Genomic DNA, 13,105 nt, shown 5'->3' with positions numbered 1-13,105 from the left:
CTGAGGTAATTCGCATGATCAGTGTTTTTGATATCTACAAAATTGGTGTGGGCCCTTCCAGTTCGCACACGGTTGGTCCAATGAAAGCAGGTAAGGAGTTCATCGACGACCTGCGCTCAATGGGCAAATTACGTGATGTAACTAAAATTACCGTTGACGTTTATGGTTCACTTTCTCTTACCGGTAAAGGTCACCACACAGATATCGCTATCATTATGGGGCTTGCGGGCAACAGTCCGGAGCATGTTGATATCGATAGTATCCCGGGCTTTATCTCTCGTGTTGAAGAAACCGAGCGCCTTCCTGTTGGCATGCACTGCCACACTGTAGATTTCCCTCGCGACGGCGGTATGAACTTCCATACTACCAACCTTCCTTTGCACGAAAATGGCATGACCATCCACGCATGGATTGGTGACGAAGAAGCCTATACGAAAACGTATTACTCCATCGGCGGTGGCTTTATCGTTGATGAAGAAAACTTCGGCAAATCAGCGGAGTCGAGCGTTAAAGTACCTTACATGTACACCATGGCTGAAGAGCTAGTTGAACAATGTAAAGAAAGCGGCCTGTCTATCAGCTCTCTGGTAATGGCTAACGAGCGCGCGATGAATGCCGAAGAAGAAATTAACACTTACTTCGCCAATATCTGGAAAACCATGCGTGAGTGTATGGAGCGCGGTATGAGCGAAGAAGGTATTCTGCCGGGTCCACTACGTGTTCCTCGCCGTGCAGCAGCACTACGCCAGCAGCTGATGACGACTGAAAAACTGAGCAATGACCCAATGACAGTCGTTGATTGGGTTAACATGTACGCTTTCGCTGTCAACGAAGAAAACGCCGCTGGCGGCCGTGTTGTAACGGCTCCAACCAACGGTGCTTGCGGTATTATCCCTGCGGTACTGGCGTACTACGACAAGTTCATCCAGTCTGTCGGACCAAAAGAATACACTCGCTACTTCGCCGCTTCTGGTGCTATCGGTGGCCTGTACAAGCGCAACGCCTCTATCTCTGGTGCCGAAGTAGGCTGCCAGGGTGAAGTTGGTGTGGCATGTTCAATGGCAGCTGCCGGCCTTGCTGAGCTGATGGGCGGTAGCCCTGAGCAAGTATGTATGGCCGCAGAAATTGCTATGGAGCATAACCTTGGCCTGACATGTGACCCTGTTGCCGGTCAGGTACAGGTACCATGTATCGAGCGTAACGGTATTGCAGCGGTTAAAGCAATCAATGCGTCTCGCATGGCGCTGCGCCGTGCCTCTGAGCCTCGCGTTTCTCTGGACAAGGTTATCGAAACCATGCTTGAGACAGGTAAGGACATGAACGCTAAGTACCGTGAAACCTCTCAGGGCGGACTGGCTATCAAGGTTATCTGCTAAGCAACTAGGTGATTAGAGTATCGAGAAAGTGTTCTTTCTCGGTAAATAACCTGAAAGCTATGTAGTAAAAGCTACCCACTGGGTAGCTTTTTTCTTACCTTAACTTCTTTACTTACGACTCGGCACTCGAAACCTTCAACAGCTGTTCGATATCTTCTGCCAGCGCTTCCCCGCACTGCAGGGTTGTTACCCAGGAGATTGGGATCCCCTTCTCGTCACCAAAACCGTAGCAGGCTCCGGCCAGCGCACCAACCAGAATGCCACGGCCGCAGGTATCACCCGAAACCTGGATATTCTTGATTATCGCCTCGGTATAACTCTCGCTGTTTTGCAATATCCAGGCAGCCATCGGCAAGCTGTCAGCAAGGTGGCAAGCCTGGTTGGCAATAGCCAGGACATGGCTCAAGTCATTCACATCCCCGCTGAGCAACCTGACCTGCTCTATCTTGTCTCGGATTTCTATCGGCGCTTTCACCTTAAGCACGTTGAGTACAGGCTCCATCCGCCTTGAGCGCAACGCCTCGTTGAGGGCACTGGCAAAGGCTTTGGCACACGCGAGCGCTGTCTCATTCTGGTGGGTAATGCCGACAACCCGTTCAATCTCCTGTTCAAGCTGCTCAGAGGGCATTTTCAGAGCCACCAGGGCCGGCACCGAGCACAGGGCCGGATTCTGGTCGTCTTCGCTCCCCGAATCTTCGGGCCAATCTTCCGGTGGCAGTGAGAACAAGGTCAGCAACAGCGCCTTGGTCGGGCTATCGATATAACCAATAAACTCACCGCCCGGTCCGAAGTACTCGAGGATCTGCTGCTGGATAGCATGAGTCCCGGTATCAGAACCGCCCAGCAAGCGAATATACAGAGCCAACCACTCTCCATAAGCCGTTAATTCGCCAGCAGTTAACTTGTCATGGGCATAATAACCGTCCACCCCTTCGTAATGTTCGGCATTCGGCTCGATAAAAGGAAAATGCGGCATGTCTGCCAGCTGCTTGATCCGCTCGGGAGAATATATCCAATGCGTTCCCATGCTGGCGGCATCGGCAACCAATGCGCCCATTAACGCTGCGTAACGTTGCGCCATTATCCCCACCCTCTTGCTCAGAAAATACTAATCATAAGCTTATACCAATTTCAGCCGTACTATTGATCCCTTGTCCCCGGCAGCCGGTTACAAATCGCAGGCATAAAAAAACCTCGCCGGAGCGAGGTTTTTTGCAAATTCTGTCAGATTAAGCAGCGGCTTTCAGGCTTGCTTTCTCTTTTTTCAGTTCGCCAACCGGTAGGATTGTACGGCCGTACTCATTGTTCAGTACCTGAGCCATCGCGAAGTAAATTGCACTTGCACCACAGATGATACCTTCGAAACCAGCGATAGTACCAATCAGTTCACTACCTGTGAAATCACGAGCAGCCAACAGGAAGAACAATACAGTCAGGGAGCCGAATACGAACTGCTTAGCACGTGGGTAGCATAGAGAGCCAATGAACATGAAGCCCGTGAAGACACCCCAAAGTAGCAGGTACCAACCCATGAAGCTTGCAGGGCTTGCAGGCAAACCCATGTAAGGCATAACAATCAGACCAACCAGCGTCAGCCAGAACAGGCCGTAAGAAGTAAATGCTGTTGTGCCAAACGTATCACCACGCTTAAAGCACATTGTGCCTACGATCACTTGGCTAATGCCACCATAGAAAATACCCATCGCCAGGATCATAGAATCAATCGGGAAGAAGCCCGCATTGTGGATATTCAAAAGGATAGTGGTCATACCAAAACCCATAAGGCCAAGAGGCGCTGGGTTAGCAAGTTTCGTAGACATTTAGTTCCCCTACAGGAGTAATTCAAAAAATGTGATAAAAATTAAAAAATGGGTGCATTTTTGATGCGCGGCGAATTCTAAAGGATGATGGGGGGCAAATCAATCCAATTTCAGCTCATTTCTTAGCCAAACTAAAAAAAAGTGGAATTATGGGCTAAATATGTAAAGTTTTTTTGTAATTTTTGACTCGGTTTATTGTGTTTAAATATAATCAAATTCACATACCTAGCTAAATATAAATGGCTTTTTCAGTATAATTTATTGATATACTTCGCAAAAATGCATCCCCCTTGCTTTGGCATTTGTTTACACAATAAAAAACCACAAAAAAAGCAGCCTGTGGCTGCTTTTCTGTTCTAAACAACATTTATCCCGGCTAACGTGCCTTATACTCCAGACACATCGACCGATATCTCGTGTATTACTGACTGACTGTACGCCCCGACGTCAGCCTCTCCGGCACATCTTCAGTTGAAGTATTCAACTCCAGAGAGCCTGTTCCTGCTGCAAGCTGCTCAGCATTGGCTGTCGGCAAGCTGTCGGAGTTACCCATGAGACGTGCCTTAAGCTGTTTAATCTGTTTCTGCTGCGCGGTCACCAATGCCGTTAGGGCGGCAAGCTGTTCATCATCTTTCCGAGCACCACCAGCCTTTTGCGAAGCGGCATACAACTGGCGCGCACTCGTCACCTCGCCCTTAATCTGCTCGGCCTGACTTTTCAGCGACTGATCCCTCAGATCACTGCCATTGAGTGCCATGGATATTTGCAACAGCTTGGTCTCGATATCAAGGATAAAGTTCTCGTATTCATCTTTGCTTCGATCACGAAGTGCTTTAACTTCCAGTGCTATATGCTTGGCATGGGCAAGTTCGAACTGAATTTCAGAAACAATTCGCTTTATATCATCAAAGGCTCTGGGGGCTCTTTCAATCAGCTCCTTACCTTTCAAAATCTCCGCCTCGACTCTGGCATAACTGACAGGCGCATAGTATCTAACATCTTCACGCCGCAGCTTTCGCAGCGCATCTTCCTGGGGAGAAATATAAGTCTTCTTAATTGTCCGTATTTCCAAGCTATGCGCACGCTCTAGAAATTCTTCCTGCTCTTCTTTGGCATCACTCAATTCACTGTTTTCCACCAAGCGGAATAACTTGGCGTAAAATCGGGTCAGCCTGACATACTCGCTGCGATAATACTGGCGGGCATCGATCGAGTTCAGATAGTTCAACTGAGTGATTGCCGGCTCGAGCACATCATCCGCCACACGTTTTAAGTGCTCGAGTTCCTTTAAGGTCTGCTCCAGCACGATAACCTCTTCATAAAAGCGATCAAGGTAGGTCGATGATGAAAACAGCGAATAGCTTTTGGATGCCACCTCTGGCGAATCTTTAAATTCCTGGAAAATTGAATCCGCCTTTTCCCAGCTCGACATCATTAAGGCATATTTATCGGGTGAATAGACTTTCAGTTGTTCGGTACCCTCCAGCTTTTTTAGCCAGATCTGATGCGCTTTCAGGGCTCCCTGAAAGAGATTTTCGGTATGTATCTGAGATGAAACTCCTTCTCCACCCTCTGGTGTGCTTTGGCAAGCACTCAGTAAAGCGGCCAGGCATATAATACAGGCCGCTTTCCCCATTTGTTTCATATCTCATTCCGCTGTTAAAATTTGCAAAGCACAATACTGATTAAATCGACCAACAGATAATAAATAATCACTCTCGGCCATTGGCTGCGACATCCCCAGCCAACTCCAATCAGTGTGGCTGAATGTATCGCTCAGCATCTAAGCAAATACGCTAATTAGTATATTGGACTCAAATTGAGTCTTTTAGTTCTATCTTGTTATTATTTAACACTAAAACCTTTAGTATTGATAAATTCCTTCATAAATGGTCGAGCTTCTTTATTCAAGATTGCCGTAATTTGCTCAGACCACGAAGTCTCTTTGTTACCACCGGTACGGGTTCGATAATACTCACGTACCTTATTGTCATAATGCGCCAGCTGTACGCTATCGAGCTCGGCCTGATAGCTATTTTGATGAACAATTATTGATTGAGGCAATCTAGGCTTCAATTCTGGATGCTGTGCCGGATATCCCAAGCATAATCCAAATAATGGGATCACGTGATGCGGAAGCGACAATAATTTGGAAACCTTTTCAGGATTATTACGAATTCCGCCTATATACACCCCGCCTAACCCCAGAGACTCGGCCGCCACCATCGCATTTTGCGCCATCAGCGCGGCATCCACAGCGCCAATCAGAGTCTGCTCCGTAAACCCCAGTTGCGCCTCGGGATGAATTTGCTGATGACGCTGGAAGTCAGCGCAAAACACCAAAAACTCGGCAGCCGAGGCAACATAGGGCTGACCACCGGCAAATTCAGCCAATTGCTTGCGTTTGTCCGATTCCGTCACTCGGATAATACTGACACACTGAATGAAACTAGACGATGAGGCCGCAATCGCACAGTCAAGAATTGCCGATAACTGCGGGGCAGAAACAGGCTGTTCCGTAAACTTACGGATTGAACGGTGCTGGAGAATAGTCTCGATGGTCTGATTCATGGATATCCTTATCACACTTGAGATTATTTAGAATTGCAGCGCAATGTAACACAAATTCACCGTCTCTATCATTAAGCTTCTGTCAAGATGGAACCAAGTCTGCCGGTTAATTATCCAACTTGTCAGCAGAATCAAGTTCAGGTGATCGCTTGTTGGGACAACAGTTACATATTTGCTCCAGGATGCTTAATAGGCGCTCCTTATTTAATGGTAGCGGATTGCCTTTGATCGCATTCGACAACAGCGCATCTTCAGCCACGTCATTGAACATGACATCGCACAGACCGTATTCCGAAATCGGGGGGAGATTCAACCGTTTCAGGGTACGCTTGGTCCACAAAATGCCGTCGATGATTTCGGCATTCATCCTCCCCGTCAGGATACACGCAAGCTGACGGTAACGGTTGAGTACATCTGCCCTGCCGGCTTCCCTGGCGGCCAGTACATTTTCCTGCATCACGTAGGGAGACAACTGAGCGGTGATCAGGCCATGGGGCGCATTAAGACGGCCACCGAGAGCCGAGGCAAGCCCGTGGGCAGCACCCAGCTTGGCGTTTGCCAATGCCATTCCGCCCAGCATGGCCGCAAATGACATATCGGCACGGGCACGGGGATCATCATCCTCGCTGGCCGCAAGGATCGCCCCGGACAGACGCCGCAGCCCTTCTTCACACACCATATCGGTTAACGGGTTCGGCTCTCCGCATACATAGGCTTCCATCAAATGACTGAAGGCATCCATTCCGCAACAGCCCGACATAACCGGATCCATTCCATAGGTAAGCGTCGGGTCGACTATCGCCAGATCAGCCAGCATATCCGGGCTACGCAGGCTGACCTTGACGTTCTCCTGGGCCGACCGGAGCACCGCATTCTTGCTGACTTCCGAGCCGGTTCCGGCCGTAGTCGGGACCGCAATAAACGGAATAGGCTTGGCCTGCAACGGCACGTTTCGCCCGACTACCTCGACATAGTCATACACACTGCCCTGATTCGGGATCATCGCTGCCAATGCCTTGCCGGCATCCAGCACACTGCCTCCGCCGATCGCCAACACCATATCCGGCCGGAACTTTCGCCCCATCGCGGCCATTTCTTCTATCATGGCTATCAGCGGCTCGCCATGAACAGCTACCTGCTGATAGCGCATATTTTGCTGCTTGAGATAACTGATCACCGGATCGGCCCGCTGGCTGTCTCTGCCGGTCACCAGCAAGACGCTATAGCCAAACTGATTGAGCGAGGACAGTGAATTATTCAGGGCTCCCTCGCCGAATATGATCCGAGTAGACGTCATAAACTGGAACATAGGCACTCCATTACACTATTGAATTATTTCATTATCATCGAGTGTGCCCGCTAGACGGAGTGCAATGTTGATTCTGAGCAACATTTTGCCGAGAACGTGGTACTTGTCAGCCATAATCACTACCTCATCACACTTCGTTCGATTCCGCCTTTTTCACCCTTGCTAGCGAAAACTCGCTATCAATCGGTTTTATCTATCACAGCAAGAGATAAATCCCACTTTCTCATCACATCCAGTCACGATATAGTTACCGCATCAGAATAAAGGAGAGAGATTATGTTCGTTGTTATTTTCGGTCGCCCGGGCTGCCCATTCTGTGTTCGTGCCAAAGAGCTGGCAGACACGCTGAAAGAAGATCGTGAAGACTTCAACTACCGTTATGTCGACATCCACGCCGAGGGCATCAGCAAGGCTGATCTCGAAAAAACAGTCGGAAAACCAGTAGAAACCGTTCCTCAGATCTTCATCGACCAGGAACATGTCGGCGGCTGCACTGAATTTGAAGCATACGCAAAAGAAAACTTGGGTCTTTTTCAGTAAAACCTTGTTTTAACAAACACTTAAAAAAGGCTGACTATTCAGCCTTTTTTTGTGACTTATTGTACTGATATGCGATTTTTCGGTATAACCGTTGCCTAAAATCAGCTAGAATTCCACCACTCTTGTTGCTGTCTTTCTTCACCGGAAAATGTTGTTGTGAACATTGATGTAGCCGCCCTTCTCCATCAGAATGATATTCTGTTGCTTTTTGTTGTACTCGCCGTTGGTCTCAGTGTCGGAAAACTCCGAATCGCCAACCTTCAAATCGGTAATTCCATCGGTGTACTGCTCACGGCATTACTCTTTGGCAATGCCGGGTTTACGTTCAATGCCGAATCCCTGAATATCGGCTTTATGCTGTTTATTTTCTGCGTCGGTATCGAAGCCGGGCCGAACTTTTTCGGCATCTTCTTCCGCGACGGCAAGCATTATCTAATGCTGACACTGGTCGTGCTGCTTTCAGCGATTGCCATCACCATGAGCATGGCAAACTACCTCAACCTTGAACTGGGGTTAGCCACCGGTTTGATGGCCGGATCACTGACAGCCACCCCGGTACTGGTAGGTGCAAAGGATGCGCTGAATAGCGGCCTGTCAGGCATCATCGACAGCAATACGATCAAGCATATGGTTGACAGCCTCAGCGTCGGCTATGCCATGTCCTATCTGGTTGGTCTGGTGAGCCTTATCGTACTGGCCAAGCTGATGCCGAAACTTCAGAAGCAAAATCTGGCCGAATCCTCACAGCAAATCGCCCGTGAACGCGGCATTGGCGAAGTCGGCCAGCGCAAGGTCTATCTGCCGATTATCCGTGCCTACCGGGCCGGTCCTGAACTGATTAACTGGATTGACGGCCGTAACCTGCGTGAGCTGGGTATTTACCGCCAGACAGGTTGTTATATCGAGCGGGTTCGCCGTAACGGTATCCTGGCCAACCCTGACGGCGATGCCATTTTGCAAGAGGGCGATGAAATCGCCCTGGTCGGCTACCCGGACAGCCATGCCCGTCTGGATCCCAGCTTTCGTAACGGGAAAGAGGTCTTTGACCGTGACCTGCTCGATCTGCGGATTGTCGAAGAAGAGATCGTGGTTAAAAATGACAGCATTGCCGGCAAACGCTTGTCCGATCTGAACCTGTCTGAATACGGCTGTTTCCTGAACCGCGTCGTTCGCGCCCAGATCGAAATGCCGATGGACCACAATATCCTGCTCGACAAAGGGGATATCCTGCAGGTCAGCGGTGAGAAAAGTCGGGTACTCGGCCTGGCAGAACGTATCGGTTTTATCTCGGTACACAGCCAGATTGCCGATCTGCTTGCCTTCTGCTGCTTCTTCATCATTGGCTTGTTGGTCGGGACTATCACCATGACCTTTGGCCAGATTGCATTCGGCCTGGGTAGCGCAGCCGGCCTGCTGGTCGCCGGTATTACCCTGGGTTTCCTGAGGGCCAACCACCCGACCTTCGGTTATGTACCGCAAGGCGCACTGAACATGACCAAAGATCTCGGCCTCATGGTATTTATGGTGGGTATCGGTCTGAGTGCCGGCTCCAACCTGTTCGAATCACTGGCCCAAGTTGGCCTGGCCGTCTTTGCGACCAGTCTGATGGTTAGCGTGATCCCGGTCGTACTGGCCTACCTGTTCGGTGCCTATATCCTGAAGATGAACCGGGCATTGCTGTTTGGTGCCATCATCGGTGCCCGTACCTGTGCCCCTGCCATGGATATGATCAACGAGCATGCCCGCAGTACCATTCCGGCCCTTGGTTATGCCGGCACCTATGCTATTGCCAACGTACTGCTGACCATAGCCGGTACCCTCATCATCATCCTCGGCTAGACTGATACAACAGTACCAGACACTGACTCGCAATCTCTGAATTATGATTGACGAGTCAGCGTCTATTCAGTCCTCTTACCTATAGTGATACCAATACAAGCATTTTTAAGCGAATAGTGCGGTTTGAGCACACATTTCATCAGCCCGATATTCGCCAGCCCCTTTTGTATTCAGTATATTGAATTAATACTTTTATTTTTGGTAATCAGAATTATGCGTATCCTTATCGTCGAAGATGACCCGATTCTCAGTCATCACCTAAAATCTCAGCTCAGTGAACTAGGCCACCAGGTACAATGTGCAGGCACTGCAGAGGAAGGCCTGTTCTTTGCCCAAAATTACCCCAATGACGTTGCGATCGTTGACATTGGCCTGCCGGATCGCGATGGCATCAGCCTGATCAAAGATATCCGCAAAAAAGGGCTTCGGTTACCGATTCTGATCCTGACTGCCCGCTCGAACTGGCAAGACAAAGTAACCGGCCTTGAAGCAGGCGCCGATGACTACCTGGTCAAGCCATTCCAGAAAGAGGAAATGGTTGCTCGCCTAAGCGCCCTGGTTCGCCGCAGCGCCGGGTTTGTTAAGCCCGAGATGACCGCGGGCGAAATCCGCGTCGATTTGCTGGCCAAGCAAGTTTTCATCGGCGAAACCCAGCTAGAGCTGACAGCCTTTGAATATGATCTGCTGGAGTACCTGATGCGCCACAGCCGCCAGGTAGTGTCTAAGCAACGCCTGCTAGATGTGCTTTACGAAGATCAGGAAGGCGATCCGAACACCATTGAAGTGATGATCAGCCGCCTGCGCAAGAAGTTCACTACCAATGGCCAGGAAAATCCCATTTCGACAATTCGAGGTCAGGGCTATATTTTCGAGTTGCAAGCTCAATGAGCCAGATCCTGAAACCGAGACTGCGCCGCCGGGTACTGGTTACCTCGGTGGCGATCATTGTCCTTATCACCTCGGCACTGGCTGGCGTTATCAACCAACTCTACAGCCAGAGCTATATGGCTGCCTATTCTTCGGAACTGGTGGCGCAGATGCCGATGGTGGTAGCCCAGCTCAACCGGGCCGGCCTTATCAAGGATGTCGATAAATGGATTGACTCTGTCGATCCCTCCGATACCGACTACATGTCCGTCGTCTGTGATATGAAAGATCATACGATCTGGCTGTCTGACGAAGCCAAGGAAGCCAACATTGGCAACATCTGCAGCGAGCTGCCGGATGATATTCCGGTACCGACCTTAATCGAAACGGCAGATGATGAGAGCTATATTGCCTACAACATGAGCCGGGACCGTGAAGGTGGTAATATCTACCAGTTGGTTGTGTTGCGTTCGGGCGAGTCCTACCAGTCGTCGCTGAACCAGCTGCACAAGCGCACCACCTTTTACCTCGGGCTGTTTGTCCTGATCGCGATAGCTTTTCTTATCGCCGCTTTTCACTGGAGCTTCCAGCCACTGCGAAAACTGGCAGCACAGCTGGATCAGATGACCGAAGCCAAGCGGAACAAGCTTGATGATGATTTTCCGATGGAACTTCAGGATGTTACCCTGGCACTGAACCGACTTATCCAGATCAGCAACGACCAAAAGGGCCGCTATCGCCACGCAATGGATGATCTGGCCCACAGCCTGAAAACACGACTGGCCGCTACCAATGCCTTGCTGGATGACAAGGACATCGCCCGTCCCGATCTCAACCAGCGGATCATGGAGCAAATCAGCCAGATGGATGAACTGGTTCAGTACCAGCTCAAACGCGCCATGATGGGTCAGCAAGGCCTGCAAAAAGATCAAACCGAGCTAAAACCGGCCGTAGACAGCTTCAGCCGTTTGCTGAGCAAAGTCTACAGCGATAAAAGCGTGAATCTCAGATACTTTTTCGATCTTAAGCTCAAGTTGCCAATCAACCGTACCGACCTGATGGAGTTGCTAGGCAACCTGCTCGAGAACGCTTACCGCTTCTGTATTAGTGAAGTGCGGGTTTGTGTCGATGAGCGTAATGATTGCTATATGATCCGGATTGAAGATGACGGCCCGGGAGTGTGCGAAGAGATGCGCGAGGCGATTTTCCAGCGCGGAGTCCGCGCCGACCAGCTCAACCCCGGTCAGGGCATCGGCTTGTCAGTCTGCCACGAGATCGTCAAAAGCTATCAGGGCACGATCCATGTCGAGACAGCCAGCATCGAGGGCGCGGCATTTGTGATTCGCATACCCAAGCACTAAGCCTGTTCTTTACCTCGAGTAAGAAAATGAACAAGCTAGTCCAATCAAAAAAACCGCCCTCGGGCGGTTTTTGTCTTTCTAGTGTTGCCGGTAAGGTAGCTTGATTAGATATTCTCTACATCAAACTCAACCAGCGGGTTCACATCTGCATCGTAGTCTACAGACTCAATACCGAAACCGAACAGCTTCAGGAATTCATCTTTGTATTCCTGGTAGTCCGCAACCTCAAACAGGTTTTCATTCGTTACATTTGGCCACAGATCACGGCAGTGCTTCTGGATATCTTCGCGAAGTTCCCAGTCATCCAGACGCAGACGATTTTCTGCATCAACTTCCGGTGCTGTACCGTCAGCCTTGTATAGACGCTGAGTAAACATACGGTGGATCTGCTCCATGCAGCCCTCGTGTACGCCTTCTTCACGCATTTTCTTAAATACCATGGCGATATACAGTGGCATTACCGGAATGGCAGAGCTTGCCTGAGTGACGACACTCTTCAGTACAGCAACATTTGCCGCCCCACCGGTCGCAGACAACTTATTGTTAAGCTCTGTCGCTGCTCGGTCCAGGTCCATTTTCGCCTGACCCAGCGCACCGTGCCAATAAATTGGCCAAGTAATTTCGGTACCAATGTAGCTGTAAGCAACAGTCTTACAACCGTCGGCCAGCACACCGGCCTCTGACAGGGCATTGATCCACAGCTCCCAGTCCTGGCCGCCCATGACTGTTACTGTGTCAGCCACTTCCTGCTCGTTCGCAGGCTCAATGCTCGCTTCAATCAGCACGTCTTTGTTTGTATCAACGGCTGTTGCAGTGTAAGTCTCGCCCATAGGTTTCAGGGTTGAGCGTATCACTTCACCGGTTTCCGGCATCTTACGCACTGGAGACGCCAGAGAGTAAACCACCATATCAATCTGACCAAGATCTTCTTTAATCAGATCAATCACTTTTTGTTTTGCTTCGTGAGAGAAAGCATCGCCGTTCAGGCTTTTCGAGTAAAGGCCTTCTTCTTTGGCTAACTTGTCGAATGCAGCTGAGTTGTACCAACCTGCTGTACCTGGCTTTTTCTCTGTACCTGGTTTTTCAAAGAACACACCAATGGTCGCCGCACCGCCACCAAATGCTGCAGCAATACGAGAAGACAGGCCGTAGCCGCTTGAAGAACCTACAACAAGTACACGCTTTGGCGCATCAGCAATTGGGCCCTGAGCCTTGGTGTAAGCAATCTGCTCTTTTACGTTCTCTTCACAACCCACCGGGTGAGTTGTTGTACAAATAAATCCACGAATTTTAGGTTTGATGATCATTTTCAACTTCCCTTACATAGTTGACTGTAGGATAAAAGGTTAATGACAAATTCGCATTAAATTTATGAGCGTAAACGTTAAAAAGGGTAGTGGTTGGAGGTGTTGATCACCACTT

Annotated in this window: 11 protein-coding genes; 5 read left to right on the top strand and 6 right to left on the bottom strand. The window is 49.8% G+C overall.

The window, feature by feature from the left end:
- The first annotated feature begins 14 nt into the window (after window positions 1-14).
- Window positions 15-1,376 carry an L-serine ammonia-lyase gene (locus EIZ48_RS00530; RefSeq protein WP_160648195.1) on the top strand — a complete coding sequence of 454 codons (1,362 nt, stop codon included), beginning with the start codon at window positions 15-17 and terminating at the stop codon, window positions 1,374-1,376.
- A gap of 112 nt (window positions 1,377-1,488) precedes the next feature.
- Here EIZ48_RS00530 and EIZ48_RS00525 read toward each other — a convergent pair whose 3' ends face one another.
- The 5 genes from EIZ48_RS00525 to EIZ48_RS00505 all read right to left on the bottom strand — a co-directional run bounded on the left by EIZ48_RS00525 (window position 1,489) and on the right by EIZ48_RS00505 (window position 7,076).
- Complete coding sequence (locus EIZ48_RS00525; RefSeq protein ID WP_160648194.1) at window positions 1,489-2,457, bottom strand: ADP-ribosylglycohydrolase family protein; 969 nt, start codon at window positions 2,455-2,457, stop codon at window positions 1,489-1,491.
- Between the two features lie 148 nt (window positions 2,458-2,605).
- Complete coding sequence (locus tag EIZ48_RS00520; RefSeq protein WP_075766510.1) at window positions 2,606-3,196, bottom strand: acetate uptake transporter; 591 nt, start codon at window positions 3,194-3,196, stop codon at window positions 2,606-2,608.
- Window positions 3,197-3,617: 421 nt separating this feature from the next.
- Entirely contained in the window at window positions 3,618-4,841 is a 1,224-nt protein-coding gene (locus EIZ48_RS00515; RefSeq protein WP_160648193.1) for a coiled-coil domain-containing protein, read from the bottom strand.
- Between the two features lie 200 nt (window positions 4,842-5,041).
- On the bottom strand, window positions 5,042-5,767 hold the full coding sequence (gene nfsA / locus EIZ48_RS00510; protein ID WP_160648192.1) for an oxygen-insensitive NADPH nitroreductase: 726 nt from the start codon (window positions 5,765-5,767) through the stop codon (window positions 5,042-5,044).
- A gap of 106 nt (window positions 5,768-5,873) precedes the next feature.
- Window positions 5,874-7,076 carry an iron-containing alcohol dehydrogenase gene (locus tag EIZ48_RS00505; protein ID WP_160648191.1) on the bottom strand — a complete coding sequence of 401 codons (1,203 nt, stop codon included), beginning with the start codon at window positions 7,074-7,076 and terminating at the stop codon, window positions 5,874-5,876.
- Window positions 7,077-7,352: 276 nt separating this feature from the next.
- Here EIZ48_RS00505 and EIZ48_RS00500 point away from each other — a divergent pair, with 276 nt between their 5' ends.
- The 4 genes from EIZ48_RS00500 (at window position 7,353) to EIZ48_RS00485 (ending at window position 11,683) form a co-directional block, all read left to right on the top strand.
- The gene (locus tag EIZ48_RS00500; RefSeq protein WP_075766514.1) at window positions 7,353-7,616 is read left to right on the top strand and encodes a GrxA family glutaredoxin; all 264 of its coding nucleotides are present in this window, start codon (window positions 7,353-7,355) and stop codon (window positions 7,614-7,616) included.
- Window positions 7,617-7,772: 156 nt separating this feature from the next.
- Window positions 7,773-9,455 carry an aspartate:alanine antiporter gene (locus EIZ48_RS00495; RefSeq protein ID WP_160648190.1) on the top strand — a complete coding sequence of 561 codons (1,683 nt, stop codon included), beginning with the start codon at window positions 7,773-7,775 and terminating at the stop codon, window positions 9,453-9,455.
- A gap of 213 nt (window positions 9,456-9,668) precedes the next feature.
- Entirely contained in the window at window positions 9,669-10,343 is a 675-nt protein-coding gene (locus EIZ48_RS00490; protein ID WP_075766516.1) for a response regulator, read from the top strand.
- Window positions 10,340-11,683, top strand: coding sequence for an ATP-binding protein (locus EIZ48_RS00485; RefSeq protein WP_160648189.1), 1,344 nt, complete (start codon window positions 10,340-10,342; stop codon window positions 11,681-11,683). Before EIZ48_RS00490 ends, EIZ48_RS00485 begins: the two co-directional genes overlap by 4 nt.
- Before the next feature lie 104 nt (window positions 11,684-11,787).
- Here EIZ48_RS00485 and fabV read toward each other — a convergent pair whose 3' ends face one another.
- Window positions 11,788-12,990, bottom strand: a complete 1,203-nt coding sequence (gene fabV / locus EIZ48_RS00480; RefSeq protein WP_160648188.1) for an enoyl-ACP reductase FabV — start codon at window positions 12,988-12,990, stop codon at window positions 11,788-11,790.
- Between the last annotated feature and the right edge of the window lie 115 nt (window positions 12,991-13,105).

Origin of the sequence: Photobacterium alginatilyticum, from assembly GCF_009910675.1 — a bacterium.
Taxonomy (GTDB): Bacteria; Pseudomonadota; Gammaproteobacteria; order Enterobacterales; family Vibrionaceae; genus Photobacterium; species Photobacterium alginatilyticum.
Note: the sequence above shows the minus strand (reverse complement) of the source record. Positions and strands in the feature narration are given on the sequence as shown.

Coding starts and splice junctions, on each gene's coding strand:
- EIZ48_RS00525 (WP_160648194.1), bottom strand. CDS start 2,457: ATGGCGCAACGTTACGCAGCGTTAATGGGCGCATTGGTTGCCGATGCC.
- fabV (WP_160648188.1), bottom strand. CDS start 12,990: ATGATCATCAAACCTAAAATTCGTGGATTTATTTGTACAACAACTCAC.
- EIZ48_RS00505 (WP_160648191.1), bottom strand. CDS start 7,076: ATGTTCCAGTTTATGACGTCTACTCGGATCATATTCGGCGAGGGAGCC.
- EIZ48_RS00500 (WP_075766514.1), top strand. CDS start 7,353: ATGTTCGTTGTTATTTTCGGTCGCCCGGGCTGCCCATTCTGTGTTCGT.
- nfsA (WP_160648192.1), bottom strand. CDS start 5,767: ATGAATCAGACCATCGAGACTATTCTCCAGCACCGTTCAATCCGTAAG.
- EIZ48_RS00530 (WP_160648195.1), top strand. CDS start 15: ATGATCAGTGTTTTTGATATCTACAAAATTGGTGTGGGCCCTTCCAGT.
- EIZ48_RS00515 (WP_160648193.1), bottom strand. CDS start 4,841: ATGAAACAAATGGGGAAAGCGGCCTGTATTATATGCCTGGCCGCTTTA.
- EIZ48_RS00485 (WP_160648189.1), top strand. CDS start 10,340: ATGAGCCAGATCCTGAAACCGAGACTGCGCCGCCGGGTACTGGTTACC.
- EIZ48_RS00520 (WP_075766510.1), bottom strand. CDS start 3,196: ATGTCTACGAAACTTGCTAACCCAGCGCCTCTTGGCCTTATGGGTTTT.
- EIZ48_RS00490 (WP_075766516.1), top strand. CDS start 9,669: ATGCGTATCCTTATCGTCGAAGATGACCCGATTCTCAGTCATCACCTA.